Below are 25,734 nucleotides of genomic sequence, written 5' to 3' on the forward strand. Positions count from 1 at the left end.
GGCGCTCCTCCTATAATGGGGCCATGGAAAAGCTCTACGACATGTTCGACCGGTTCGTCCACTCGGACTGGCTGGCCACCGCGCTCGGGGTCGTCCTCATCCTGGGCGTCACGGCCGTGCTCTCCCGCGCCGCCATCACCCTCACGCGCAAGATGCTCCGCCGAGGCTCGCTGCTGCCCACCAGCTCCATCTTCGTCAACGTCATCCGCGTGGGTATCTGGCTCGTGGGCATCAGCTTCATGCTATCCACCTGCTTCAACGTGGACGTGAGCGCCATCGTCACGGGCCTGGGCGTCGTCGGCATCGCCGTGTCGCTCGGCTTCCAGGACACCATATCCAACCTCATCGGCGGCCTGCAGGTGAGCGTGTCGCGCACCGTCGAGCCGGGCGACAACATCAAGCTGGGCGTCAGCGGCGTGAGCGGCGTGGTGCGCGACGTGACCTGGCGCTACACCACGGTCGACAACCCCGCCGGCACGCGCATCGTCATCCCCAACTCGCTCATGAACACCACGGCCCTCATCAAGCTCGCCGGCCCGGAGAACGTGACCGTCCCCCTCGTGGTCACCGACAGCGAGCAGCGCCTGACCGCGGTCGCCCACCACATGGAGGAAGCCGCCGCCAAGGCGCTCAAGCGCGTCGACAAGGTGAAGAAGGGACCGTCGGTGTCGTTCTCGGAGGTGACGGCCCAGGGGTTCAAGGGCTCGCTCTCCTTCACGCTGGCCGACGTGAGCAAGGTGTCGGCGGCCACCGACGCGGCCATCCGCGCCATCGCCCCCTACTGTCACCCGCATCCCGTCGAGCAGATGCTCGGCACCGTCGAGGGCGCGCTGCTCGAGAAACAGGGCCTGCCGAAGGAGAAGGCCGAGGCCACGGTGTCCGCCGACCTCACGGCCACCCAGGTCGTGCCCACGGCTGACGCGTCTGATCCCGATGTCGCCGCGCCGGCCGCGCCGGCCGATGTTGCCGACAAGTAAGCTCATCTTTACGCAGATTTGACCGACGCAGAACGCGTCCTTTACCCATCCTCCCCATCATGGTTAGTGCTTTGAGCGGCATGAGACCAAGCGAGACGTCGAAGGCGCCTCGGAGAGAAAGGGAGGAAAAATGAAGAAGTTGACGAGGGCGCTTGCCCTCTGCGTTGTCCTGGCTCTGGGGGCCTGCGCGCTGACGGGCTGCGCCCCGTCGCCCGGCTCATCGGGAGGCGCCTCGGCGGGAGGGGCGTCCTCAGACGCATCTGCCCCTTCCGGCCCCATATCCGTCTACGCGCGTGAGGACGGCTCTGGTACGCGCGGGGCCTTCATCGAGCTGTTCGGCATCGAGCAGAAGGACGCCTCGGGCCAGAAGGTCGACCTGACCATCCCGTCCGCGGCCATTACCAACTCCACCGCCGTCATGATGACCTCGGTTGCCAGCGACCCCAACGCCATCGGCTACCTGTCCCTCGGCTCGCTCGACGACACGGTGAGGGCCCTCTCCATCGACGGCGCCGAGCCCACGGCGGCCAACGTGAAGAGCGGGGTCTATCAGATCGCCCGTCCCTTCAATATCGTGATGACCGAGGACGCCTCCCCGGCGGCCCGGGATCTCGCTGCCTTCATCATGAGCGCCGAGGGCCAGGCCATCGTCGAGGAGAACGGCTATGTGAGCGTGGCGGAGGGAGACTCCTATGTGCCGTCCGGGATGGAGGGCAAGGTCGTCGTGGCCGGCTCGTCCTCGGTGACTCCGGTGATGGAGAAGCTGGCCGAGGCGTACCGGGCGGCCAACCCCGGCATGACGGTGGAGGTGCAGCAATCCGACTCGACGACCGGCGTGAACATGGCGCTTGAGGGAACGTGTGACATCGGCATGGCCTCACGCGACCTGAAGGACGAGGAGAAGGGCGCGGGCGCCCAGGCCACGGTCATCGCCCAGGACGGCATCGCAGTCATCGTTTCGCAGGAGTCCTCGATTGACGACCTCTCGACCGAGCAGGTCATGGAGATATACACCGGCGCCATCACCAACTGGGACGATCTGATCTAGGGCTGAGGGGGGACGCGTGAACTCATCGGCTCTGCGTGAGGGGACGGCCCGGGTGCTCTTCAGCGCGGCCGCGGCCGTCTCCGTGGTGGCGGTGGTCCTGATCTGCCTGTTCCTGTTCGTCAACGGCGTGCCGGCCATGGCGGAGATCGGGGTGCCGGAGTTCCTGCTGGGCGCCATCTGGCGCCCAGCCAACGGCCTGTACGGCATCTTCCCCATGATCGTGGGGAGCATCTACGTCACGGTAGGGGCGGTCATCGTGGGCGTGCCCGCGGGGCTGCTGTGCGCGATATTCCTCTCGCGTTTCGCCGGCGCCCGCATGGCGATGCTACTGGCCCCGGGCGTCGAGCTGCTGGCGGGCATTCCCTCGGTGGTCTACGGCTTCTTCGGCCTCATCATCATGGTGCCGATCATTCGGGGCCTCGCGCCCGGGCACGGCCCGTCGCTGCTGGTGGCGGCGCTGCTGCTGGGCATCATGATCCTGCCCACCGTCATCACCGTGGCGCGCAACGCGCTTGACGCCGTGCCGCGGCGCTACTACGAGGGAGCGCTTGCCCTCGGTGCCGACCATGAGCGCGCCGTGTTCTGCGTGGTAGTGCCGGCTGCGGCCTCGGGCCTGCTGGCTGCGGTGGTGCTGGCGGTGGGACGGGCCATCGGCGAGACGATGGCGGTCATCATGGTGGCGGGTAACCAGCCCGTCATCCCCGGCTCGCTCCTCGATGGCGTGCGCACCCTGACGGCCAACATCGCGCTCGAGATGGGGTATGCGGCCGGACTCCACCGCGAGGCGCTCGTTGCCACGGGCGTGGTGCTGTTCGTGTTGATTCTGCTCATCACGCTGTTCCTGAACGCAGCGCGGAAGAGGGGAGGCAGGTGATGAGGCGGCTCTCGCGCGTGTTGCGCTGGCTCGTGTACGCCGGCGCGGCGCTCACGGCGGCGGTGCTGCTGGCGATAACGGGGTTCGTGCTGATCAACGGGATTCCCCATCTGACGCCGAGCTTGTTCGAGTGGACGTATACCTCCGACAATGTCTCGCTTATGCCCGCGCTGGTCGGCACCCTGCTGATGGCCGCCCTCGCGCTGCTGATGGCGGTGCCCGTGGGGGTGGGAGCGGCTATCTACCTGGTGGAATACGCCCCGCGGGGCAGCCGCTTCGTGCGGGCCGTGCGGATGACCTCCGAGACGCTGCAGGGCATCCCCTCCATAATCTACGGCCTGTTCGGGATGCTGCTCTTCGTGACGGCGCTCGGCTGGGGGCTGTCGCTGCTGGCAGGCGCGTGCACCTTGGCCGTCATGGTGCTGCCCGTGGTCGTGCGCACCACGGAGGAGGCGCTGATGGCGGTGCCCGACGGCTACCGGGAGGGCGGCTTCGCGCTGGGAGCGGGGCGCCTGCGCGTGGTGGCGCGCTGCGCGCTGCCCTCGGCAGCGCCGGGCATCCTGGGTGGCGTGGTGCTGGCGCTTGGGCGCTGCGTCGGCGAGGTGGCGGCGCTGCTGTTTACGGCGGGCACGGTGGCGCAGGTGCCCGACCTGCTGGGGGCGGGGCCGGCCGGCCTCTTCGACTCGTGCCGCACCCTCGCGGTGCACTTGTACGTGCTGGCCTCGGAGGGCTTGCACATCGACGAGGCCTATGCGACGGCGGTGGTGCTGCTCGCGGTAGTGATGGTGCTTAACGGTGTCGCCGCCTTGGCGACGCGGATGATGGAGGTGAGGGATCGTGGCTGAGATGGCCAGTGTGGCGGAGCGCGTGACGGAGGAGGGGAAAGCACCGGCGATGGCGGCATCGACTGTCGATCTTGCCCCTGCGAAGATGGCCGTGGCGCACCTCGGCCTGCGCTACGGTGACTTCTCCGCCCTGCGCGATGTGAACCTGGTGTTTCCCGAGCGGCAGGTGACAGCGCTCATCGGGCCGTCGGGCTGCGGCAAGTCGACGCTCCTGCGGTGCCTGAACCGCATGAACGACCTGGTGGCGGGCTGTCGCGTGACGGGATCGGTGCTGCTTGACGGACAGGACGCGTACCGGTTCGTCGACGTCAACGATCTGCGGAGGCGCGTGGGCATGGTGTTCCAGCAGCCCAACCCCTTCCCCATGAGCATCTACGACAACGTGGCCTTCGGCCCGCGCACCCACGGCGTCAAGCGTCGAGCCGACCTGGACGAGATAGTCGAGCGCTCGCTGCGCGATGCCGCTATCTGGGATGAGCTGAAGGATCGCCTGCGCAAGAACGCGCTGGGGCTGTCCGGTGGCCAACAGCAGCGCCTGTGCATCGCCCGCGCGCTGGCCGTGCGCCCCGAGGTGCTGCTGATGGACGAGTCGACGAGCGCGCTCGACCCCATCTCGACGGCCAAGATCGAGGAGCTGGTGCGACAGCTGCGGGAGCGGTATACGGTGGTGATGGTGACCCACAACATGCTCCAGGCCCTGCGCGTGTCCGACCGGACGGCGTTCTTCCTGATGGGGGAGGTTGTGGAGGCGGGCCCCACCGACGACGTGTTCACCCATCCGCGCGATGGGCGCACGGCCGACTACGTGGCCGGACGCTTCGGGTAGAGCCCCCGAAACGAGAAACCCCGGGCCAGGCGGCCGCGGGGTTTCGTAGGAGCCCTGTCCCCCGTCAGAAGGATGAACCCACCTCGGAAAGGTGGGTGCTCGCAGCTGGCTTCCTGGCTTTCGCGTCAACGGACGCGAATCTCCATTCCACCCGCTATCTTGAGCTCCCTCGTGCTATAACGTCGGTCCATCGCGAATATGACAGGAACAGGACCTGGCCCTAGTATAGGGGAAGAAGCTTCCAGGAAAAGACTTGACAGGGAATGTAATCGTTTTGTTCGGAAGGGTCCTCCGAGTTGGGGCGGCGCCGACTTCGCGCGATGGGCGCGGCGTTGCGGACGCCGACCGGGGCTTCGCGCGGGGGAGGGCGGCAGCGGCGCCGGCCGGGGCGGGTGCCCTCTCGTCAACGAAAAGGGGCCGCTTGCGCGACCCCTGGTGCCTACTCGCTGGCGGGCTTGGCGGTGTTGTCGGTTCCGGTGTTGGAGCCGCTGCTGGTTCCGCCGCCGTCGCCCCCGGTGTTTCCGCCGGAGTTGCCGCCGTTGTTGCCGTTGTTGCCCCCGCTGGGGTTGTTGTTCGGGTTGTCGTCGCCCTCGTTGCCGCCGGGGGTGCTCGGCTTGGGGTCGGGCTCAGGCTCCGGCTCGGGCTTGGGGCCCTGGCTGATGGTGATAGTCACCGTGGAGCCCTTGTCCTCCTTGCCCGTGGGATCCTGGCTCATGACCGTGCCCTCGGGGTAGTTGCTGTGGCCGCCCTGCACGACGTTCACCTTGAAGCCGGCGCTCTCCAGCTCGCTCGTGGCCGAGGACTTGCTCTTGCCCACGACGTCGGGCACGGGCACCGTCTCGATGCCGAGCGACAGCACGTAGGTCACCGTGGAGCCCTTGGCCACCTTGGTGCCGGCCGACGGGTTCTGGCTGACGATGCGGTCCTTGTCCACCTTGTCGGAGTACTCGGCGGGACCGGCCGTCAGCTTCAGGCCGTACTCGTCGGCGTACTTCTGCGCGTCGGCGGCGGTCATCTCGTAGAAGTTGGGCACGGGCACCTGCTCGGTGCCCTGCGATACGAAGACGTTCACCCTCGTGCCTTCGGGCTTCTTCGTTCCGGCCTCGGGGTCCTGCTTGACGATGGTGCCCTCGGGCGCCTTCTCGTCGTAGACGTAGTTGGTGGTGCCTATCTCGAAGCCGTCGTTCTCCAGCGTGGAGGTGGCGGCCTCGATGGTCATGCCGTTGAGGTTGGGCACCGCCTTCTCGTCGGCCCCGCCGTTGCCCAGCAGGGCGAAGGCGATGGCGCCCACGATGACGAGCGCGACGATGGCCGCCACGGCGATGACGATGTTGCGCTTGGACTTGGGCGGCTCCTCGACGCGGTAGCCCTTGCCGGAGAGCGCGGGGTTGGTGACGGGGCTCACGGCGCCGACGCCGGGCATCGCCTGGGTGGCGTCCACGGGGGCCATCGGCGGCACCGCGGGCGGCACCGTGCCGATGACGCGGGTGCTGGCGCTGGTGAAATCGGACGCGCCGCCCAGGTTGACAGGGCGGCCGGCCAGGTAGTCGTTGAGGGCCAGGCGCATGTCGTTGGCCGTGGCGAAGCGGTCGGCCGGCGACTTGGCCATGGCGCACAGGATGATGTCCTCGAGCGCCGGGTCGATGTTGGGGTTGATGGCGCTGGGGGGCAGGGGCTCGTCCTGCACCTGCATCATGGCGACGCTGACGGCATCCGGCCCGTCGAAGGGCAGCTTGCCGGTGGTGGCCTCGTACATGACCACGCCGAGCGAGTAGATGTCGCTGGCGGCCGTGAGTTCCTTGCCCTGGGCCTGCTCCGGCGAGATGTAGTGGGCGGTGCCCAGCACCGCGGAGGTCTTCTGCTTGACGGAGTTCTTCGCCCGCGCGATGCCGAAGTCCATCACCTTCACGTTGCCGTCGGGCTGGACCATGATGTTCTGCGGCTTGATGTCGCGGTGGATGATGTCCTGGTTGTGGGCCACGGTGAGGGCCTGGCACACCTGGGAGCCGATCTCGGCCACCTTGCGCTGGTTGATGGCGCCACGCTGGTTGATGGCGGTCTTGAGGTCGGATCCGCGGACGAACTCCATGACGATGAAGTAGGTGCCCTCGTCCTGGCCCCAGTCGTAGACGTTGACGATGTAGGGGCTCTGGAGGTTGGCCGCCGCCGCGGCTTCCTGGCGGAAGCGGCGCGTGAACTCGGCGTCGGCGGCGTACTGGGGGAGCATCACCTTGACGGCCACGACGCGGCCCAGGACGTTGTCCTGCGCCTGGTAGACCTCGGCCATGCCGCCGATGCCGATGCGATCCCGCACCTCATAGCGGCCGCTGAGGGTGCGCCCCGTCATTGAATCCTGTCCGGTCACCTTGGGAACTCCTTTTTACTCACATCTGCTGCGTATCTGGTTCGTGTATGCGGTAAGGCAAATCTACTTCATTGTACTAAATGACCGCGCCTTCTCGCATCCTCTCACCAAAAGTCGTAACTACATCATTGCCATTTATCCCGCGATCGGCCGCGCCGATGCCGCGCCTATGCCAGGCCCTGCACCTGCAGGGCCGTCTCGAGCACCCCGCGGGCCGCGCCGGCGCCTGCCCCCGACTCGCCCTTCTCGATGACGACAGCCACCACCACGCGCGGGTTGTCCGCCGGCGCCATGCCGACGAACCAGCTGTTGGAGGTGCCGTCGCCGCGCTCGGCCGTGCCCGTCTTGCCGGCCACGTCCACGCCGTTGATGCGCGCGGCCGTGCCGGTGCCGTCGGTCACGACGCCGCGCAGCACGGTGAGCACGCGGTCGGCCGTGGCCTTCCCCACGGCCTGCCCCAGCTTCGCCGGCTGGGCCGTGAAGCTGCGCTTGCCGCTGGCGTTGTAGATGCCGTCGACCAGGTAGGGCTGCATGATGGTGCCGTCGTTGGCGATGGCGCAGCCGGCGAGCGCCATCTCGAGCACCGTGGCCTGGGGGCCGGCGGGGCTCTCGTGCTCGCCGACGGGCTCGCCGCAGGCGGCCCACGCCGTCTCCCACTCGGTCATCTCCGAGGGCTTGGGCATGAGCGACTTGGCCAGGGGCAGGTCGAAGCTGACGTCCTGGTTGAACTCGAACTTCTCGGCCCCGGCCACCAGCCGGTCGGGCCCTATCTGCACGCCGAGCTGGCCGAAGACGGTGTTGGCGGACACCTCGGTGGCCCGTGCCAGGGTGACGCGGCCGTAGTCCACGTCCTTGGCGTTGGTCACCGGCGCGTTGCCGATGTCCATGGTGCCGGGCGCGTCGTACATCGTGTTCTCGTCGGCCACGCCGTTTTCCAGGGCGGTGGCCAGCGTGATCATCTTGAAGGTGGAGCCGGGCGCGTAGAGGGCCTGGGTGGCGCGGTTGAACAGCACCGACGAGTCGGTCGAGGCTGCCGCGCCGCTCCCGGCCGCGCCGGCGATGATGTCCTCCACGTCGGCGGCGTCGTAGGTGGGGGCGCTGGCGAGCGCCAGCACGGCGCCGGTCTCGGGGTCGATGGCGACGCAGGCGCCCACGCGCCCGTTGAGCGCGTCCTGGGCCGCCTGCTGGATCTTCGAGTTGACGGTGAGGGTCACGTCGTTGCCGGGTGCGTTGACGCCGGCCAGCGAGTTGAGCGCGTCAGACCAGGTGGCGAAGTTCTCCTGACCCTTGAGGGCCGTGTTGTAGGCGGCCTCGATGCCGCTGGTTCCGTACTTCTCGGACGCATAGCCGACGATATGGGCTGCCAGCGTGCCGGCGGGGTAGACCCGCTCGTAGGACCCGTTCTCGTTTTGGACGCTCTGGGCCAGCACCACGCCGTCGTAGGTGGATATGGTGCCGCGCTCGGTCTTGGCCTCGCGGGCCATGGTGTGGCCGTTGCCGGGCAGGTTCTGGTAGTAGTCGGCCTGGATGACCATGATGAAGGTGAGGTTGGCCACCAGCACGGCGAACAGCGCCGAGAACATGATCATGGTGCCGGTCAGGCGCTTGCCCAGGGCCACGCGGCCCAGCACGCTGTTGGCGGACAGCGCCGTGGTGGCCTGCTTGACCTCCTCGCCGACGCCGGTGCCCTCGTCGCCGCAGCGCAGAAGGCAGCCCACGATGACGAAGCTGGCGATGAGCGACGAGCCGCCCTGGCTGATGAAGGGCAGGGTGATGCCGGTCAGGGGGATGACCCGCGTGACGCCGCCCACGATGATGAAGGCCTGGAGCACGATGATGGATGTGAGGCCCACGGCGATGAACGAGCTGACGTCGGACTTCGCGCGGGCCGCCGTCACCATGCCGCGGATGGCGAAGCACAGGTACAGCAGCAGCACGCCGGCTGCACCGAGCAGGCCGACCTCCTCGGCGATGACGGGGAAGATGAAGTCGCTCTCAGCCACGGGGATGACGCTGGCGCCCATGCCGCGTCCGATGCCCGTGCCGAACAGGTCGCCGTCGGCCATGGAGTAGATCGACTGCACCAGCTGCAGGCCCTTGTTCTGGGCGTCGGCGAAGGGGTCGAGCCAGATGCTCACGCGCGTCTGGACGTGGCCCATCATGAAGTACAGGGCCACGGCCGCCACGGCCGCCAGCCCCAGGGACACCACCAGGTAGAACTTCTTGCCCGTGGCCACGTAGAGCATGACCACGAACACGGCGAACAGCACGAGCGCCAGGCCGAGATCCTTCTCGAGCACCACGACGAGGAACGCGAGCGCCCACATGACGATGAGCGGCAGCAGGGTGGGAAGCGACGGCAGGCGGAAGGGCCCGACATCCCAGGTGAACACCGACAGCATCTCGCGGTTGGCTGCCAGGTAGCCGGCCAGGAAGACGACGATGAGTATCTTGGCCAGCTCGCCGGGCTGGAAGCTGAAGGAGCCCACCCGCAGCCACAGCTGGCCGCCGCCCGACTCGGACCCGATGCCCGGCAGAAGCGGCGAGAGCAGCAGCAGGATGCCCACCACCATGAGGGTGTACTTGTAGTTGGCTACCTTGTCGAGGTTGCGGATGAACGCCAGCACCAGCACCATGAGCGCGATGCCCGCGTAGAGCCACATGAGCTGGCGCACGGCCAGGTCGGGCACGATGCGGGTGACGAACGCGATGCCGATGCCCGACAGCGCGAAGGAGATGGGCAGGATGGCCGGGTCGGCGCCCGGGGCGAAGCGGCGCACGGCCAGGTGCGCGATGACGAAGGCCACGAAGATGCCGATGGGCACGCCCAGGGTGTTGAAGGTGAGCTCCTGGCCGCCGTTGACCACCATCATGCCGAACAGCACGATGACGATGGGCGCGGCGATGCAGAGGAGCAGCAGCTCGAGGTTGCGGCGGGTCATGGCCCTACGCTCCCTCGGCCGGGTCGGACGTGCCCGCCGGGTCGGCGGCGTCGTGGGCCTGGCGCGCGGCTATCTCGTCGCGGTAGCCCTGCACCAGGTCCTGGGCGTCCTCCACGCTGTCGGTCTTGATGCCGTCGGCGCGCAGGCGGTTGGCCAGGCCCGGCTGCAGGTCGTCCACCGCCACGTCGGTGACCTCCACCAGCTCGGAGGTGGACAGCCCGAACACGTCGCCCTGGAGCCCGCGGTAGACGGCCACGTAGCCGTCGTCGTCGGCCAGGTAGGCCGAGTTCGAGGTGAGGAAGTTGAAGATGCCCACGGCGCCGGCCACGATGGCGGCCAGGAGCAGCACCAGCAGCGCGGCGGTCACCTTCGTCTTGCGGGCCACCTTGCGGCGGCGCGCCTCGGCGAAGCCGGTCACGTCGGCCACCACCACGGTCACGTTGTCGTAGCCGCCGTTGGCGATGGCCTCGTTCACGAGCAGCGCGGCGCAGCGCTGGGGGTCGGCCGTGCGCGCCATGATGGACTCGATGTCGGCGTCCTCCACCATGCCCGACAGGCCGTCGGAGCACAGCAGCAAGCGGTCGCCCGTCTCGACGTTGATCTCGAAGAGGTCGGGGACGGTGCGCGGGTCGCTGCCGAGCGCGCGGGTGATGACCGAGCGCTGGGGGTGGACGCGCGCCTCCTCCGGGGTGATCTTGCCGGCCTCGATGAGGTCGGTCATGAGCGAGTGGTCGCGGGTGAGCTGCTGGAGGCGCCCGTTGTGCAGCAGGTAGGCGCGCGAGTCGCCCACCTGGGCGATGACCAGGCGTTCGTTTTCCAGCAGCGCGGCGGTGCAGGTGGTGCCCATGCCCTCGCGACCGGCGCCCTCGCGGGCGGCGCGGATGATGGCCAGGTTGGCCTCCTCGACCGCCTGGCCCAGGGCCTCGGCGTCGGGATGAGCCGGCGCGCGGCTGGCGATGACGTCCACCGCTATCTCGGACGCCACCTCGCCGGCGGCATGGCCGCCCATGCCGTCGCAGACGGCGAACAGCGGGGGCGCCACCACCAGCGAGTCCTCGTTGTGGTCGCGCACGCAGCCGATGTCGGTGCGGCTCCCGAAGGTGGAGCTGGCCTTGCGGCCGCCGCGGGCGGTCATCACAGGTACCTCACGCGGATGGCCACGTCGCCGATGGTGACTACGTCTTTGTTGCGCAGGGCCGTGGGCTCGGTGATGAGGCGACCGTTGACGTAGGTGCCGTTGGTGGATCCCAGGTCCTCGACGAACAGGTTCTGGCCCATCAGCTGGAACCGCGCGTGGCGCCCCGACACGAAGCCGGCGCCGATGACGATGTCAGCCCCGGGCGAGCGGCCCACGATGACGGGGCCGTGGACGGCGATGGACACGCCGCGCAGCTCCTTGGGGCCCTTCTCGACCGAGAGGTTCCAGGTGTGCTCCTTCTTGCGCTGGCCGCGCACCAGGCCGATGCCCGTGCGCATGATGGCGAATAGGAAGAGGTAGAGCAGCGCGACGAACAGCAGGCGCGCTATGAGCAGGACGACGTCGATCACTGGATTGTCCCTTTCGCGGTTTCCCGGCCTCCGGCGCCTAGATCAGCTGGAACTCGACGCTGGTGGTGCCCAGGGTCAGCCGGTCGGCGTCCTGGAGGGGGGCCGACTTGATCTGGCGGCCATTGACGAAGGTGCCGTTGGTGGAGCCCAGGTCGGATATGACCCAGGCGCCCGTGGCCTCGCGGCGGATCTCGGCGTGCTGGCGCGACACGTTGATGTCGGGGATGACGATGTCGTTGCGCGACTCGCGGCCGATGATCATGACACGGCCGTCGAGCGGGAAGGCACGGTCGTTGGTGATGTCGTAGAGGTAGGCCTGCTTCTGCGGCTGGCCGGCCGCCGCGCCGCCGTTGGGGTCGAAGACCATGGTCTGGGGTGCGTCGCCGTAGCCATCGGCGGGGTTCTCGTAGAAGCCGTCCTCGCCGTAGGACTGGCCGTAGGCGCCGTCGCCGGCGTAGGCGTCGCGCTCGTCGTAGCCGTAGCCGCCGGCCGCGGGCGCCGGCGCGGCGGCCGGGGCGGAGGGGCGGTAGCCCACGCCGCGGGCATTGGGCGAGCCGGCCAGGCCGTAGCGCTCCATCTCCTCCTGGCGCAGCTGGGCGATGAGGGGGGCGGCCACCATCTCGGCGATGACCTCGAACTTGCCGTGGCGCAGCTCCTCGTCGACGATGAAGCGCACAAGCGGCTGGCCGTCCATGATGAGGCCGTGCTCGCTGGCCTTGGCGGCCAGGTACGTCTCGGTCTCGCCCGCGAGGGTGGGGTAGTAGCCGAAGAGGCGCTCGTCGTCGTCGGCGTTGACGAGCACGGTGTAGAGGGTGGGGGCGTACTGCTTGCCCGCGCCCACCATCTTCTCGCGGCGCATCTGCTTCTCGGCCTTCTTGGCTATCTGGACGGGGGAGAGGGGCGTGCCCCCCATGCGGTCGGCGGCACCTTCCACGGTGTCCTCCATCTTGCCCTCGACCTTTGAAAAGAAGCCCATGGGTACTCCTCTGACTCGCGGCTGTTCCTACGCCTGAACATGGTAAGTCTCCATCTTGCCATAAACGCTGAGCAGCCTGCTGTTTCTTTACGCAACTAACAAAATGCCGTAACGCGGGGCCAGGACCCCGCGCAGGGGAGGGCGAAACCCCGAGCAGCCCCGTGGAGGGGGGCGACCTCGTAAATCCGGGCGCCAACTGCAAATTGGGACGGTTTTGCACCCGGGCACTCTCATCGAAGGCAGCAAAGAGGCCCGAAAACGCGGGATTTCAGCCCTAAATCGGCCCCTGAGGCGAAAAGCACCCTGCGTCAGAGTGCAAAACCGTCCCAATTTGCAGCTGGCGCCCGAAAACACAGGGCGGAGGCTATTGACGGGGCGAGTGTGAGCTTTTGACCAGGGGATACGAGGACGCCTTATCTGTTTTGGCTAGGTGGGGAGCCTAGGCAAGACTATCATCCCCCCAGTCTTAATTGGTCGCTTTCTCCTGATGAACGATCTCCCGCTTCGCCGTACGTTGTCGGCAGCGCGAGGTGGTGGCGCCCCGGCGCTGCCCGAGGGCATCCCCCACGCCGGGGCACCGCCTCCTCGCGATCCGGACAGGACAAGGGAAAGAGGAGAGGAAGGAGAGAGGTATGCACAAAGACTTGCCAACAACGTGGGAAGAAGACGGCTACGTCGTCACCCGCACGACGGCATGGTCCGCGCCGGGCTGCCATTCCGGCTGCGGCATCATCTGCTACGTGAACAAGGAGACCGGCAAGCTTGAGAAGGTCGAGGGCGATCCTGAGCATCCCTACAACCAGGGTCACATCTGCCCGCGCTGCGCCGCGCTGCCCGACGTGGTGAACAGCGAGGAGCGCCTGCTCTACCCCATGAAGCGCGACCCCGAGCGCCGCGGCGACCCGGACGCGTGGGAGCGCATCAGCTGGGATGAGGCGCTCGACCTGGTGTACGACACCATGACCGCGCTGGGCGATCAGTACGGCAAGCACACGCTTCAGACGTTCTGCGGCACCGGCCGCGACATCCTGTGGCAGTCGCAGCGCCTGGCCTACTCGATGGGTACCCCGCACGTCGAGAGCTACTCCTCGGGCCTGGCCTGCTGGATGCCGCGCCTCATGTCCTACAACGTGAGCACCGGCGGCTACATGATGCCGGACTGCTCCGAGTGCCACGAGGACCGCTACGACAACCCCGAGTACAAGGATCCCGAGGTCATCGTCGTGTGGGGCAACAACTGCGTCGCCTCCAACTCCGATGGCTTCTTCGGGCAGTGGGTGGTCGAGGTGGTCAAGCGCGGTGCCAAGATGATCGTGGTCGACCCGCGCCTCACCTGGATGGCCGCCCGCGCCGACCTGTGGATCCAGCCGCGCCCCGCGGTCGACTCCGCGGTGGCCATGGCCATGCTCAAGGTCATCATCGAGGAGGACCTCTACGACCATGACTTCGTCGACCGCTGGACCTACGGCTTCGAGGCCCTGGTCGAGCGCTCCCGTGAGTACGACTTCGACGAGCTGTGCGAGCGCGCCTGGGTCGATCCCGAGAAGATCCGCAAGGCCGCCCGCATGATCGCCGCCGGCAACCACACCGCCGTGCAGCTGGGCCTGGCCGTCGACATGCAGCGCAACGGCATCGGCGCCGTGCGCTCCATCATCGCCATGCTCGCCATCTGCGGCGACATCGACCAGCCGGGCGGGCAGATCTTCACGCCCGAGCCCTATGACTTCCACTACTTCAGCTGGGGCTTCAAGGAGCTCCCCGAGGACGTGCAGAAGATGGTCGTCGGCTATGACGAGTACCCCTTCATCCGCATGGGCATGGTGCTTGACCAGCCCGACCTGGCCGTCGTCCAGGCCGAGACCGAGGAGCCCTACGGCTTCACCGGCGCCATCATGATGGGCACCAACCCGCTGTGCTGCATGAGCAACGCCGACCTCAACCGCGTCTACCCCGTGCTGCAGAAGCTGAAGTTCATCTGCGTCTGCGACTGGCGCATCACCCCCACCATCCAGGCGCTGGCCGACGTGGCGCTGCCCGTGGCCATGTGCGTGGAGAAGACGGGCATGATCGCCAAGCGCACCGGCGCCTGCGCGATGTCGCCCATCGCCGGCCTGGACATCCAGGGCGAGCCCAAGTCCGACGCCGAGATCACGCTGCTTCTGGGCAAGCGCTTCAACCCCGAGATGTTCCCCTGGGACACCGTCGAGGAGATCTACGACTTCCTGGTGAAGGACTCCGGCTGGTCGTGGCAGGACATCCGCAAGATGAACTGGGCGTGGCCCGGCCAGGAGTACCGCCGCTACGAGAAGGGCCTGCTGCGCGCCGACGGGCAGCCCGGCTTCAACACCTCCACCGGCCGCATCGAGCTGTACTCCCCGTTCGCGGAGAGCATCGGCGAGAACGTGCTGCCCTACTACGACGAGCCCTACTACGGCCCCTACACCACGCCGGAGCTGTATAAGGAGTACCCCGTCATCACCATGACCGGCTCGCGCAACATCCAGTTCTTCCACAGCGAGCACCGCGACGTGAAGAAGCTGCGCGAGATCCAGCCCGACCCGCTGGTGGAGATCAACGACGTGTGGGCCAAGGAGCAGGGCTTCGAGGACGGCGACTGGCTGTGGGTCGAGGACAAGATCGGCCGCATCAAGCACCGCGCCAAGTGCACGCCCATCGTCAAGTACGGCATGGCCAACGTCAACTCGGGCTGGTGGTTCCCCGAGACCGATCCGCACGAGGATCCGATGTACGGCTGCTGGGACGTGAACCCCAACGTCCTGAGCGAGCTCGGCCAGCAGGGCCCGACCGGCTTCGGCGCCGACGTCAAGGCCCTTCTCTGCAAGATCTACAAGTGCGACGAGGAGGATGCAAATGTCAAAGCAAGCACTGCTCATTGATTATGAGTTCTGCTCCAACTGCCACACCTGCGAGGTGGAGTGCAAGATGGAGCACGGCTTTCCCGAGGGGGCCGCGAACGGCATCAAGGTGTTCGAGGTAGGCCCCTGGCAGATCGAGGGCGACCGGTGGCAGCTCACCTACCTGCCGACGCCCACCGACATGTGCGACCTGTGCGCCGAGCGCACGGCCAAGGGCAAGCTGCCGGCCTGCGTGCACAGCTGCTACACCGGCTGCATGAAGTTCGGCACGGTGGAGGAGCTCTCCGCCGAGCTCGAGCGCAAGAGCCGCCAGGTGCTCTTCGTTCCGCTGCAGGAAGACTAGGGGGCCGGGCGCGCGCCGCGTCGGCGGATGACCGCCCGGCGCGCCCGCGCGCCCGTGCTCAGACACCGTTATCTCGAAAGGAAAGGGGGACGCAATGGGTGCTGAATCCGAGAAGAAGGGGATTCACTACGCGTGGTTCATTCTCGTGGCCTGCTGCTTCATGTTCGCGGGCTCGATGGCGCTCATCAACTCCATCATCAGCGTGTACGTCCTGCCCGTGACCGAGGCTCTGGGCTGCAAGCGCGGCGACTTCACGTTCATGCTGACCACCCAGGCCATCTCCATCGTTCTGACGATGCCCCTGTGGGGGAACATCTTCAACAACGAGAAGATCAACATCAACCTGGCGCTCACGCTGGGCGCGCTGTGCATGATCGCCTGCCCGCTGCTGTGCTCGTTCGCCACCGACCTCATCCTGTTCTACGTGGCCGGCTTCATCGGCGGCGTGGGCATCGCGGCCTGCTTCACCATGGCGACGCCGGTCCTGTGCGGCAACTGGTTCGCCAAGAAGTACCGCGGCAAGATGATCGGCATCGCGTCGGCCTTCGCCGGCGTGTCGACCATCTTCTGGGCCCCGCTGTTCCGCTGGGTCATCGCCGAGTACGGTTGGCAGACCTCCTATATGATCAACGCCGTCCTCATGGCCGTGCTCATCCTGCCCTGGACGCTCTTCGTCATCAAGCGCCAGCCTTCCGACAAGGGCTTGCAGCCCTTCGGCTACGACCCGAACGAGCAGGATGCCGTCGCGTCCAACCAGAGCTTCGGCGTGAAGGCCGCCGACGCCCTCAAGACCCCCGCGTTCTGGATCATCATCGCCGGCGTCATGCTGACCGCCCTGGGCATGGGCTGGAACAACAGCCAGTCCGGCATCGCCAAGGAGCTTCTGGCCGGCACGCCCGACGAGGCGAACGCCGCCGTCGTGGGCGCCACCATGGTGTCCGCCGCGGCCCTGGGCAACCTGCTCTCCAAGCTGAGCATGGGCGCGATGATCGACAAGTTCAAGCTCAACGTCACCTTCATCACCTTCCAGGTGGTGTGGCTGCTCGCCTTCGTCATGTGGTACTTCTTCGGGACCACCCCCGCCGTCCTGGTGGCCGGCGGCTTCTGCCTCGGCTTCTGCAACGCGCCGTCCCGCGTCGGCTGGCCGATGGCCATCCGCAAGATCTTCGGCAACGCCGACTACTCCAAGATCTGGGGCTACATCGCCACCGGGTCCTCCATCATCGGCGGCATCTCGACCTCCCTCATGGGCTGGTGCTACGACTACCTGGGATCCTATACCCCGACGCTCATCATCGGCATGGTCGTCGTGGTGCTGATCGCCGTCCTGGCCGTCGTATCCTCTACCTATGTGGGCAAGTACGAGTGGAAGGACATCGAGCCGACCAAGTAGCGAGGCTCGCCAACGTGCGGGCGTGGCGCGGGCCGAGGGGCGTGCGCCACGCCCCGGCATTTCGAAACACCGGCGTGTATCCCCCGCCTCCCCGTTGGTCGGGAGGCCCAGTCGATACCTGAAAGGCCTCGAAATGATTACCTTTGCTATGGTCGTCGGCTACCTGGCCGTGACCCTGACCGTCGGCCTGGTGATGAGGCGCCGCGCCGGCAGGGACAAGACGGTGCGCAACTTCTTCGTGGCGAACGGGCGCATGCCGCTGTTCGCGGTGACGACGATGCTCTTCGCCGACCTGATCGCCGCCTCCACCACCACGGGCACGGCGGGCACCGGCTACAGCACCGGGCTGGCCGCGCTCTGGGGCATCTGGAGCTCGAGCTTCGGGTGCATCCTGTTCAGCGTGTGCTTCTGTCGCTTCTTCTTCGAGATGCGGCGCACCGGCGCCATCACGGGGCCGGAGGCGTTCGGCATCCGCTTCAGCCAGAAGATCCGCTACCTGGTGCTCGTCTTCACGCTCATCCCCCTGTTCATCGTGTTCTCGGCGCAGATCACCGCGGCCAGCATGTACCTGGCCAGCATGCTCGGCATCGACGAGGGCGTGGCGACCATCGCGGTGTTCGCCCTGTTCCTGGCCATGGCGCTTCTGGGCATCACGGGCATCGCGGAGATGAACAAGGTGCACGCCTTCGTCCTGCTGTTCGGGCTGACCTTCGCCGCCATCGTGTGCCTGAACCACGTGGGCGGGCCCCAGGCGCTCGTCGAGCGGCTGCCCGCCGACCACCTCAACCTGTTCTCCATCGGGCTGCCCACGGTGCTCGCGCAGTTCGTGGGCGGGGCGCTCGGGTTCTCGATATCGGTGACGTCCATCAACATCGGCTACTGCGCCAAGGACATCAAGACCGCCGAGCGCAGCCACGTCATCGTCGCCGTCATCAGCGCCCTGTTCGCGTTCGCGCCCGCCATCATCGGCCTGTGCGCCGCCGTGTCGCTCGACGGCATCCGCAACGACAGCGCCCTGTTCGCCATGACGAGCGCCATATCGCCCGAGCTGGCCGGCATCGCCGTCATGGCCGTGTTCGCCGCCATCTTCTCCACCGGCCCGTGGTTTCTGCTGGCCACGGCCAAGCTCGTCGTCCAGGAGCTCTACGTGCCGATCGGCGCGCGCCTGGGCAGGGAGGTGTCCGACCGGGCGGCGCTGCGCATGTCGCGCGCCGTCATCGTGGCGACGCTCGTGCTGGCGGTCCTTGCCAGCGGCACCAACGTGTCGCTGCTCAACTCGCTCATGAGCGCCTCGCAGATCAAGTCCATCGCGGTCATCCTGCTCTTGTTCGGCATCTACTGGAAGCGCACCTCCAACGCCGCGGGCTTCGTCGGGCTGCTGGTGGGCGGCACCCTGTCGACGGCCTGGTACGTGCTGGGCAGCCCCCTGGGCGTCCAGCCGTTCTGGCCCGGCGTCGTGTCGTCGGTCGCCATCATCGTGGTGGGCAGCCTCATAGCCGGGCACGGGCCGGTGTCCGACGACTACGTCGCCTACGAGCAGAGGCTGGCCGCCGCCCAGGAGGAGTTCGCCGAGCGCCGGCGCGCCTACGACGAGCAGGCCGCGCGCGAGGCCGCCGGGTGAGGAGGGTGGCTTAGAATACGGGGACACGTTTCGACGAAGGGGGAGAGCTAAGGTGGCCGAACCGCGTGCTGTGACGGAAGTTGACGGAGGCGCGGCGCCCTGCGCCGCGACGGAGGCCGGGGGAGCCCGGGAGGCCGGGCGCCCCCTGATCGCCCACGCGAGCGACGGCTGGGGCATCGCCGGGTTCGGGCTGTGCCTGGCATGGGTCTACCTGATGATGACGTGCTCGGTCGCCGACGGCACGCGCATCCCCCAGTTCACGGCGACGCTGCTGGTGGTCGTGTTCCTGGTCGGCGAGGCCGCCGCGGCGGCGCTGGTGGCGTCGAGCGCCTCCCGCCTGGCGAGCCACCGGGCCATCCGTACCCTCTCGTGGGTGGCCGCCCTGCTCCTCACGCTGCCGGGGCTGGCGGCCCTGGTGCCCCTCTCCGAGACGCTCCTGTTCGCCGCCTGGTTCCTCTCGGGGTTCGGGTCGATGCTCCTGCTGTCGCTGTGGGGGTTCTTCCTGGCCCGGCTGGCCCACAGCTACGCGCCCTTCTACACGGCGCTTTCCGCGCTTCTGGGCGCCGCGCTGCTGGTGCTGGTGCGCGTCTGCCTGAAGGAGGACGTGTTCCCCTTCGCCAACATCGTCATCGGCATCCTGTCGGTGGTGCTGTTCGCCGTGTGGTCGCGCCACCTGCGGGCCGAGGGCAACTTCGCCTTCCCCGAGAAGACGCGCCCGCCCGACCTGTTCGCCCTGCTGCACTCGGCGGTGGCGATGGTGGCGAACAACTTCCTGCTGGGCTTCGGGTTCTACGCCGTTGCCGTGTCCACCGGGCTGGTGGGCGGGGGCGGCCTCATCGTCTGCGGGCTGGTCGTCGCGGCCCTCTACAAGGTCATCGACACGCGGACGCGGCTGATCTACCAGGTGGACGTCATCGTCAAGGTCATCGCGCCGGTGGCGGCCATCTGCATCCTGCTTCTGCCCTTCGTGTCGGTGCCCGTGCGCTACGGGCTGCTGTTCTGCCTCATCGTCATCGCCATGATCGACGAGATCGTCTGCTGGTCGGCTGTCGCGGAGTACATGTACATCCACCAGGTGCAGCCCTTCGCCAACATGACGTTCGGGCGCTTCGGCGAGATCGTGGGGCTCCTGCTCGGCTTCTGCTCGGGCGGCGTCATCTTCGGCGCCTCGCTCGACGGGCCGGTGGAGCCGAGCCTGTTCGCCAGCTGCGTCGTCATCGCCTTCATCTGCATCCAGGCGTTCTTCTTCCGGGATAACTACACGCCCTTCGTCGAGCACCGCGAGATGGACGAGGAGCTTTCCGTCCCCTCCGTCGACGACGCGGCCCCGCGCGAGGAGCGCGGGTCGTGGGAGGCGAGCTGCCGGGGGTTCGCCGAGCACTACGGCCTGACGCCGCGCCAGACCGAGGTGCTGCTGCTCCTGACGAAGGGGTACTCCATGGGCGCCATCGAGCAGCAGCTCGTCGTGTCCATCCATACCGTGAAGGCTCACGTCTACGGCATCTACCAGAAGGCCGACGTACACTCGCGCCAGGAGCTCATCGAGAAGATCAAAGCCGAGGAGGACGCCCCCGCGCCGCTCGCGTCGTAGGGGCGGGGGATTTCCCGTGGAGGGGTCGACGGGTTTTCGGTTGCCACGGTACAATCTCGGGGAGCGCGGCGCGCGGCGTCGCGGCTCTGCGGAATGGCGCTGTAGGTAAGTGAGGAACCGCGATGACGATGGGTGGGAAGGCTGCTGCCGCGGCGATGCCGCGCGGCGCCCGCGTGCGCGCCGGGCTGGCGCGCCTGCTCGCAGCCGGCCTGGTGGCCGGCGTCCTCGCGCTGGCGCCGATTGCGCCCATCGTCTTGGGCGCTGGCGCGGCGGGTTCTGCTTCCGCCGGCGCTTCCGCCCCCGCGCCGGATGCCTTCGCGGCTGCGGCCTGGGCCGCCCCGGCCAAGGGGGCCGACCAGGAGGAGGCGCCCTACTGGGTGAGCGTCACCTACCAGGGCGACGGCTCGGCCGAGGCGTCCGCCCGCGTCGAGCCCTACGACAACCACACCGTGCACTGGAAGGCCGACCCCGGCGCCGAGGTGGTGTCGGTGCAGGTGGACGGCCGGGACCGCCCCGACCTGGTGGCCGACGGGCAGGCCGGCCACGTCGACTTCTCCGGCATCACGGCCGATCATTCCGTCGACATCCGCTTCTCGGCGGCCGACCCGGCCGCGACCGGCATCCTCTACGCCATCGACACCGCGATCGAGGGCGGCCCCGGCTGGATCACGGGCGCGGGGATGGTGCCCAAGGGCGGCAGCCGCGTGGTGTCGTGGGAGGCCGAGGAGGGCTGGTCGGTGGCGGCCGTCATCGTGGACGGCACCGCGCGCAACGACCTCATCGGCGCCGGCTCCACCATCTTCCAGCGCATGGGCGGCAACCACTCGGTCACCGTGGTGGTGAGCCCCGACGAGGCCGCGGCCGCCGCCTCCGGCGCCGACGCCGAGGGCGACGCCCGCGAGGCCACCCTGTTCGCCCAGCGCAAGGCCGTCTCGCCCACGAGCCCCTTCCCCGAGCCGGAGGGCGGTGCCCCGCGGCTCGTCTACGATCTGGTGTCCGCCGTGCACGGCGGGGGCATCGTGTCGCTGGTCGTCGGCGTGGTGGCGTTCGCGGCGCTCATGGCCGGGGCCCACGTGATATCCGACCGGCGCCGCTACTACGAGGAAGACCGCCAGGAGGCCGAGGAGGCCGCCGCGGCCGAGCGCGCCGAGAAGGAGGCCGAGGCCGACGCCTACCTGGCCGGCTACTACGATGCCTGCCTGGCCGCCCGCGGCGAGGACGCGTCCGACGACGACTCCGCGCGCTAGGCGAGCGCCCCGCGCCCGCCCCGCGTCCCGCGCCACGCCCTGCGCCGGTCGCCCCGCTTCCGCCCGCGGCGAGGAGGGAAACGGCTCGTCATCATCCCAGCTCTGACCTGCGCGGTCTGCTTTTCCCGCTGCTAGCATGGAGGGACGCCGGGCCCGAGGGCGCCCGCCGTGCGAGCGGAAGGAGGAGCCGATGCCCACGTTCAGGGAGTTCCTGCGCGTCGCGGAGATCACCGCGAAGGACAAGACGTCCTCCAAGCGCATGGGCGAGATCGTGTCCATCATGCGCCGCTACCACGTGGCCCGCGGCCTCACCCCCGAGAAGGCGGTGGCCGTGCTCGAGGCGCTCGGCCCCACCTACGTGAAGATCGGCCAGCTGGCCTCGAGCCGATCCGACCTGCTGCCGAAGGCCTATTGCGACGCGTTCGAGCAGCTGCACGACCACGTGGCGCCGCTGCCCTACGCCGAGGTGCTGGGCTGCATCGACGACGCCTACGGCGTGCCGTGGACGACCGTGTTCTCCTCCATCGACGAGGAGCCGCTCGGCGCCGCGTCCATCGCCCAGGTGCACCGCGCGACGCTTCTGGACGGCACGGTGGTGGCCGTGAAGGTGCGCCGCCCCGGCATCGTCGAGCAGATGGCCGAGGACATCACCCTCATGAAGCACCTGCTGGCCCTGGCCGAGCTCACCACCACGTCGCACCAGACCATCATGCTGAGCCTGGACAACGCCCTGGAGGAGCTGGAGCGCACCACCGCCAACGAGGTGGACTTCACCGTCGAGCTGCGCAACCTCGAGCGCTTCCAACAGGAGCTGGCCGACCAGGAGGGCGTCACGTCGCCCATGCCCTACCCGGCCCACTCCACCGACTCGGTGCTGGTGATGGAATACGTCGAGGGCGTCGAGATCGACGACGTGGCGGCGCTGCGGGCGCGCGGCGTCGACCCGGCCGCGCTAGCCGGGCGGCTGGTGCAGAGCTACGTCACCCAGGTGCTCGACGACGGCTTCTTCCATGCCGACCCGCACCCGGGCAACATCCTGGTGCGTGACGGCGAGATCGTCTGGATCGACCTGGGGATGACGGGTAGCCTCACCGCCAGCCAGCGGATGCTGGTGGGGCGGATGTTCCGCGCCGTGGCCACGAACAACGCCTACGACCTGAAGGAGGCCGTGCTGGGGCTGTCCACCGTGCGCGGCGAGGTCGACCACGGGGCGCTGCTCTCCCAGATGAGCAGCCTGCTGGAGGAGTACGGCACGGCGGATCTGAGCGACATCAACATGGGCGCCGTGTTCCAGGAGCTGGTCGAGGTGCTGCGCACGCAGAACCTCATCATGGCGCCGTCGGTGACGATGCTGGCCCGCGGCGTGGTGACCCTTGAGGGCGTCATGGCCGCCATCGACCCCGGCGCCAACGTGGTGCAGATCGTGTCCAAGCACGTGGTGCGCCAGTCGCTGTCGCCGCACCACATCGAGGAGCGCGTCGTGTCGCTGCTCACCGCGTCGGCGGAATCGGCCGAGGCGATGACGCGGCTGCCGCGCCAGGTATCCAACGCGGTGGAGATGCTCAACCGCGGCGAGCTGTCGGTGACGGCCGACATGAAGGTGCCGGCTAACGCGCTGGCGACGCTCTATGCCGTCTGCGGGCGCATCGCGCTGGCGATGATATCCGCCGGGCTGTTCATGGGGTCGTCCATCCTGTGCACGACCAACATGGAGCCGCGCATCCTGGAGGTGCCGGTGCTCGGCGCGCTGGGATATCTGGGCGCGCTGGTGCTGGGCGTGTACGTGATCTACCGCACGCTGGCGAGCCGCCACCGGATGCGCAACGACGAGGAGCTGCGGTAGGGCCGCGGACGAGGAAGCGAGGAGAGCGTGCTAGCCGAGAAGATATGCGACGAGCCCGAGGTGTGGCAGCTGCGGGTGCCCTTCGCCAACGTCGTGACCACCGAGACCAACGTCTACGTGGTGCGCGACGGCGACGACGTGCTGGTGGTGGACGCCGGCGCCCCGACGGAGGGCGCGGCGCTCTACTTCGCCACGGCGCTCGAGGAGCTGGGGGTCGACCGGCACCGGGCGCGCTACTTCCTCACGCACCTGCACTACGACCACGCCGGGCTCGTGGGCGGCTTCGTCCCCGACGACGCCACGGTCTATGTGTCCCGCGGCGAGCTGGAGGCGGCGTCCCCCGACTTCAGCGAGCGGAGCGCCCACTACTCCTGCGAGCGCTTCCAGGAGGAGGGCCTGCCGCAGGCCGCGGCCCTGCGCGCCCATGCCCCGCTGCGGGTGGCCACGCCCATCGACGTGGAGCGCCGCCCGGTCGTGGTGGTGGGCGAGGGCGACGAGGTGGCCGTGGGACGGCACCGCTTCCGCGTGGTGGAGGTGCCCGGCCACACCCGCGGGCACGTGGCGCTGCTGCACCCCGACACGGGCGCCTGCTTCACGGGCGACCACGTGCTGTTCATCATATCGCCCGGGCTTTCGCTGTTCCTGGATGGGACGGACTCGCTGCGCGCCTACATCGACAGCCTGGACAAGCTGGCGGGGCTCGGGTGCTCGCGGCTGTTCATCTCGCACGGGGACAACCGTCCCGACTTCCCCGAGCGCATCGAGGCGCTCAAGGCGCACCACGCCAAGCGCCTGGACGCCATGGTGCGCGAGGTGGCCGACGCTGCCGCGCGGGGCGAGGAGCCGACCGGCGTCCAGATCATCCGCGGGCTGCGCTGGCGCGTGCCCTTCGCCAGCATCGACGAGTGCGAGCCGCTGCAGCAGTGGAGCATCTACACGCTGGGGATCGTGCTGCTCGACCACCTGGTGGGCGAGGGGCGCCTGGAGCGCCGGGTCGACAGCGAGGGCGTGCACCGCTACCGCCTGGGCGCGGCGGGCTATAATGGAGGAGACGCGCCGGAATGCGCGTCTGATCAGGCCATCGGTTAGGAGGGCATGATGTACAAGAAGGTACTGGTTCCCTACGACAAGTCCGATCCGTCGCGGCGGGCGCTGGCCCAGGCGCTCGAGCTGGTGGCCGGCGTGCCCGACGCCGAGATCACCGTCCTCACCGTGGTGGACTGGCACGACTTCAACGCCGAGACCTTCAAGATCGCCTCGCGCATGTCCGGCGTGATGGGCGACTCCGTCGACATGATCGCCATCGCCGACGTGGGCGAGCAGGCTGCTCGCGAGGAAAGCGAGCGCGTGGCCGAAGACATAGCGGACGTGATCGGCGACGCCGACATCGTGTCCATCGCCATCGTGAACGGCTCGCCGCACGACTCGATCACCGCCTACGCGGACGAGGGCGGCTACGACTGCATCGTCATGGGCCACCGCGGCCTGGGCGCCATGCGCGGCATGCTCGGCAGCGTCTGCTACTCGGTGCTGCACAAGACGTGCATGCCGGTGCTCGTGGTGAAGTAGGGCGCGCGGCACCCAGCACGCAAGCGGCGCCCCCGGTCGTCTGACCGGGGGCGCCGCGTTCTTCCCGCTGCTCTTCTCGTCGGGCGCCTACTGGATGCCCATCTCGGCCTTCATGCGCGCCAGCTCGTCGTCGACGGCGGCGGTCGATCCGGCCTCCTCGTACTTCTTCTCCAGCTCGGCGGCGGGGTCGGCCGGCTTGGCGCTCAGCTCGGCCATGGCGTTGGAGCGGTCGAGCATCTCGTCGGCCTTGGCCTCCATGCGGTTGAAGGCGCCGATGGCATCGGCCGCGCTGTCGCCGGCGGAGGTGAGGTCGTTCACCTTGTCCTGGGTCTTGGCGACGGCCACCTTCGCCTTGATGGACTGGCGGCGGCCCTGGAGCGTCTCGATGTCGCTGACCAGCTTGTCGTGCATCTGGCGCATCTTCTCGGCGTTGTCCTTGGCCGCGTTGTAGGCGATCATCAGGCCCTCGTTGTGGGCCTCGAGCTGCTGCTTCTTGGCCAGGAAGGTGCGGGCGTCGGCCTCGCTGCCGGCCTCGAGGGCCTTGCGGGCCAGCCCGTCGTAGCGGTCGATCTCGGCCTGGTTCTCGTCGACGACGCGCTTGCAGCGGGCCTCCTCGGCCATGACGCCGGCGGTGGCCTCGCGCACCTCGGCCAGGCTCTCCGTCAGCTCGCGCAGGTACTGGTCGACCATCTTCTCGGGGTCTTCCGCCCGGTCGAGCAGGTCGTTGATGTTGGCCTTGATGATGGAGGTGAAGCGATCGAGGATTCCGCTCATGGGTTCTCTCCTGTCTGGCCCGCGGGCCGGTCGTGTTCCCGCGCGTGCGGGGATTGCGTTGCCTGAAGGGGCGCGC

At 68.3% G+C, this 25,734-nt stretch carries 20 protein-coding genes; 14 read left to right on the forward strand and 6 right to left on the reverse strand.

Annotation, left to right across the window (positions count from 1 at the left end; translation table 11 throughout):
* Nucleotides 1–23 precede the first annotated feature (23 nt).
* The 5 genes from LPT13_RS01500 (at nt 24) to pstB (ending at nt 4,570) form a co-directional block, all read left to right on the forward strand.
* Nucleotides 24–977, forward strand: a complete 954-nt coding sequence (locus tag LPT13_RS01500) for a mechanosensitive ion channel family protein (protein ID WP_242162789.1) — start codon at nt 24–26, stop codon at nt 975–977.
* 130 nt (nt 978–1,107) lie between these two features.
* Entirely contained in the window at nt 1,108–2,025 is a 918-nt protein-coding gene (locus tag LPT13_RS01505; RefSeq protein ID WP_242162790.1) for a substrate-binding domain-containing protein, read from the forward strand.
* A gap of 16 nt (nt 2,026–2,041) precedes the next feature.
* Nucleotides 2,042–2,899, forward strand: coding sequence for a phosphate ABC transporter permease subunit PstC (gene pstC, locus LPT13_RS01510; protein WP_242162792.1), 858 nt, complete (start codon nt 2,042–2,044; stop codon nt 2,897–2,899).
* A complete protein-coding gene (pstA, locus tag LPT13_RS01515; RefSeq protein ID WP_242162794.1) occupies nt 2,899–3,744 on the forward strand; it encodes a phosphate ABC transporter permease PstA in 846 nt (281 codons plus the stop codon). Before pstC ends, pstA begins: the two co-directional genes overlap by 1 nt.
* 1 nt (nt 3,745) lies before the next feature.
* The gene (pstB, locus tag LPT13_RS01520; RefSeq protein ID WP_430622558.1) at nt 3,746–4,570 is read left to right on the forward strand and encodes a phosphate ABC transporter ATP-binding protein PstB; all 825 of its coding nucleotides are present in this window, start codon (nt 3,746–3,748) and stop codon (nt 4,568–4,570) included.
* A 439-nt stretch (nt 4,571–5,009) separates the two neighbouring features.
* Here the strand turns inward: pstB and pknB are convergent, their stop codons facing one another.
* The 5 genes from pknB to LPT13_RS01545 all read right to left on the reverse strand — a co-directional run bounded on the left by pknB (nt 5,010) and on the right by LPT13_RS01545 (nt 12,401).
* On the reverse strand, nt 5,010–6,917 hold the full coding sequence (gene pknB / locus LPT13_RS01525) for a Stk1 family PASTA domain-containing Ser/Thr kinase (RefSeq protein ID WP_242164253.1): 1,908 nt from the start codon (nt 6,915–6,917) through the stop codon (nt 5,010–5,012).
* A gap of 185 nt (nt 6,918–7,102) precedes the next feature.
* Nucleotides 7,103–9,877, reverse strand: coding sequence for an FtsW/RodA/SpoVE family cell cycle protein (locus LPT13_RS01530; RefSeq protein WP_242162796.1), 2,775 nt, complete (start codon nt 9,875–9,877; stop codon nt 7,103–7,105).
* Nucleotides 9,878–9,881: 4 nt separating this feature from the next.
* Nucleotides 9,882–11,012, reverse strand: coding sequence for a Stp1/IreP family PP2C-type Ser/Thr phosphatase (locus LPT13_RS01535; protein WP_242162798.1), 1,131 nt, complete (start codon nt 11,010–11,012; stop codon nt 9,882–9,884).
* Nucleotides 11,012–11,425 carry an FHA domain-containing protein gene (locus tag LPT13_RS01540; RefSeq protein WP_242162800.1) on the reverse strand — a complete coding sequence of 138 codons (414 nt, stop codon included), beginning with the start codon at nt 11,423–11,425 and terminating at the stop codon, nt 11,012–11,014. Before LPT13_RS01540 ends, LPT13_RS01535 begins: the two co-directional genes overlap by 1 nt.
* Before the next feature lie 37 nt (nt 11,426–11,462).
* Nucleotides 11,463–12,401, reverse strand: coding sequence for an FHA domain-containing protein (locus LPT13_RS01545; protein ID WP_242162802.1), 939 nt, complete (start codon nt 12,399–12,401; stop codon nt 11,463–11,465).
* A gap of 632 nt (nt 12,402–13,033) precedes the next feature.
* Here LPT13_RS01545 and LPT13_RS01550 point away from each other — a divergent pair.
* From LPT13_RS01550 to LPT13_RS01590, 9 genes are all read left to right on the forward strand, one after another.
* Nucleotides 13,034–15,298 (forward strand): molybdopterin-dependent oxidoreductase, encoded by a 2,265-nt coding sequence (locus LPT13_RS01550; protein WP_242162804.1) that lies wholly within the window; start codon nt 13,034–13,036, stop codon nt 15,296–15,298.
* Complete coding sequence (locus LPT13_RS01555; protein WP_242162806.1) at nt 15,273–15,620, forward strand: 4Fe-4S dicluster domain-containing protein; 348 nt, start codon at nt 15,273–15,275, stop codon at nt 15,618–15,620. The genes LPT13_RS01550 and LPT13_RS01555 overlap by 26 nt, the downstream gene beginning before the upstream one ends.
* Before the next feature lie 94 nt (nt 15,621–15,714).
* A complete protein-coding gene (locus LPT13_RS01560; RefSeq protein WP_242162808.1) occupies nt 15,715–17,013 on the forward strand; it encodes an MFS transporter in 1,299 nt (432 codons plus the stop codon).
* A 133-nt stretch (nt 17,014–17,146) separates the two neighbouring features.
* Nucleotides 17,147–18,634 carry a sodium:solute symporter family protein gene (locus LPT13_RS01565; protein WP_242162810.1) on the forward strand — a complete coding sequence of 496 codons (1,488 nt, stop codon included), beginning with the start codon at nt 17,147–17,149 and terminating at the stop codon, nt 18,632–18,634.
* Nucleotides 18,635–18,686: 52 nt separating this feature from the next.
* Nucleotides 18,687–20,225, forward strand: coding sequence for a response regulator transcription factor (locus LPT13_RS11795; RefSeq protein ID WP_242162812.1), 1,539 nt, complete (start codon nt 18,687–18,689; stop codon nt 20,223–20,225).
* A gap of 122 nt (nt 20,226–20,347) precedes the next feature.
* Complete coding sequence (locus LPT13_RS01575; protein ID WP_242162813.1) at nt 20,348–21,472, forward strand: hypothetical protein; 1,125 nt, start codon at nt 20,348–20,350, stop codon at nt 21,470–21,472.
* 190 nt (nt 21,473–21,662) lie between these two features.
* Entirely contained in the window at nt 21,663–23,315 is a 1,653-nt protein-coding gene (locus tag LPT13_RS01580; protein ID WP_242162815.1) for an ABC1 kinase family protein, read from the forward strand.
* 27 nt (nt 23,316–23,342) lie between these two features.
* Nucleotides 23,343–24,404, forward strand: a complete 1,062-nt coding sequence (locus tag LPT13_RS01585) for an MBL fold metallo-hydrolase (protein WP_242162817.1) — start codon at nt 23,343–23,345, stop codon at nt 24,402–24,404.
* 6 nt (nt 24,405–24,410) lie between these two features.
* Complete coding sequence (locus LPT13_RS01590; protein WP_242162819.1) at nt 24,411–24,884, forward strand: universal stress protein; 474 nt, start codon at nt 24,411–24,413, stop codon at nt 24,882–24,884.
* An 87-nt stretch (nt 24,885–24,971) separates the two neighbouring features.
* Here the strand turns inward: LPT13_RS01590 and LPT13_RS01595 are convergent, their stop codons facing one another.
* Nucleotides 24,972–25,658, reverse strand: a complete 687-nt coding sequence (locus LPT13_RS01595) for a PspA/IM30 family protein (protein ID WP_242162821.1) — start codon at nt 25,656–25,658, stop codon at nt 24,972–24,974.
* Nucleotides 25,659–25,734 lie beyond the last annotated feature (76 nt).

The sequence above is a fragment of the Adlercreutzia faecimuris genome (genome assembly GCF_022669055.1).
Taxonomy (GTDB): domain Bacteria; phylum Actinomycetota; class Coriobacteriia; order Coriobacteriales; family Eggerthellaceae; genus Enterorhabdus; species Enterorhabdus faecimuris.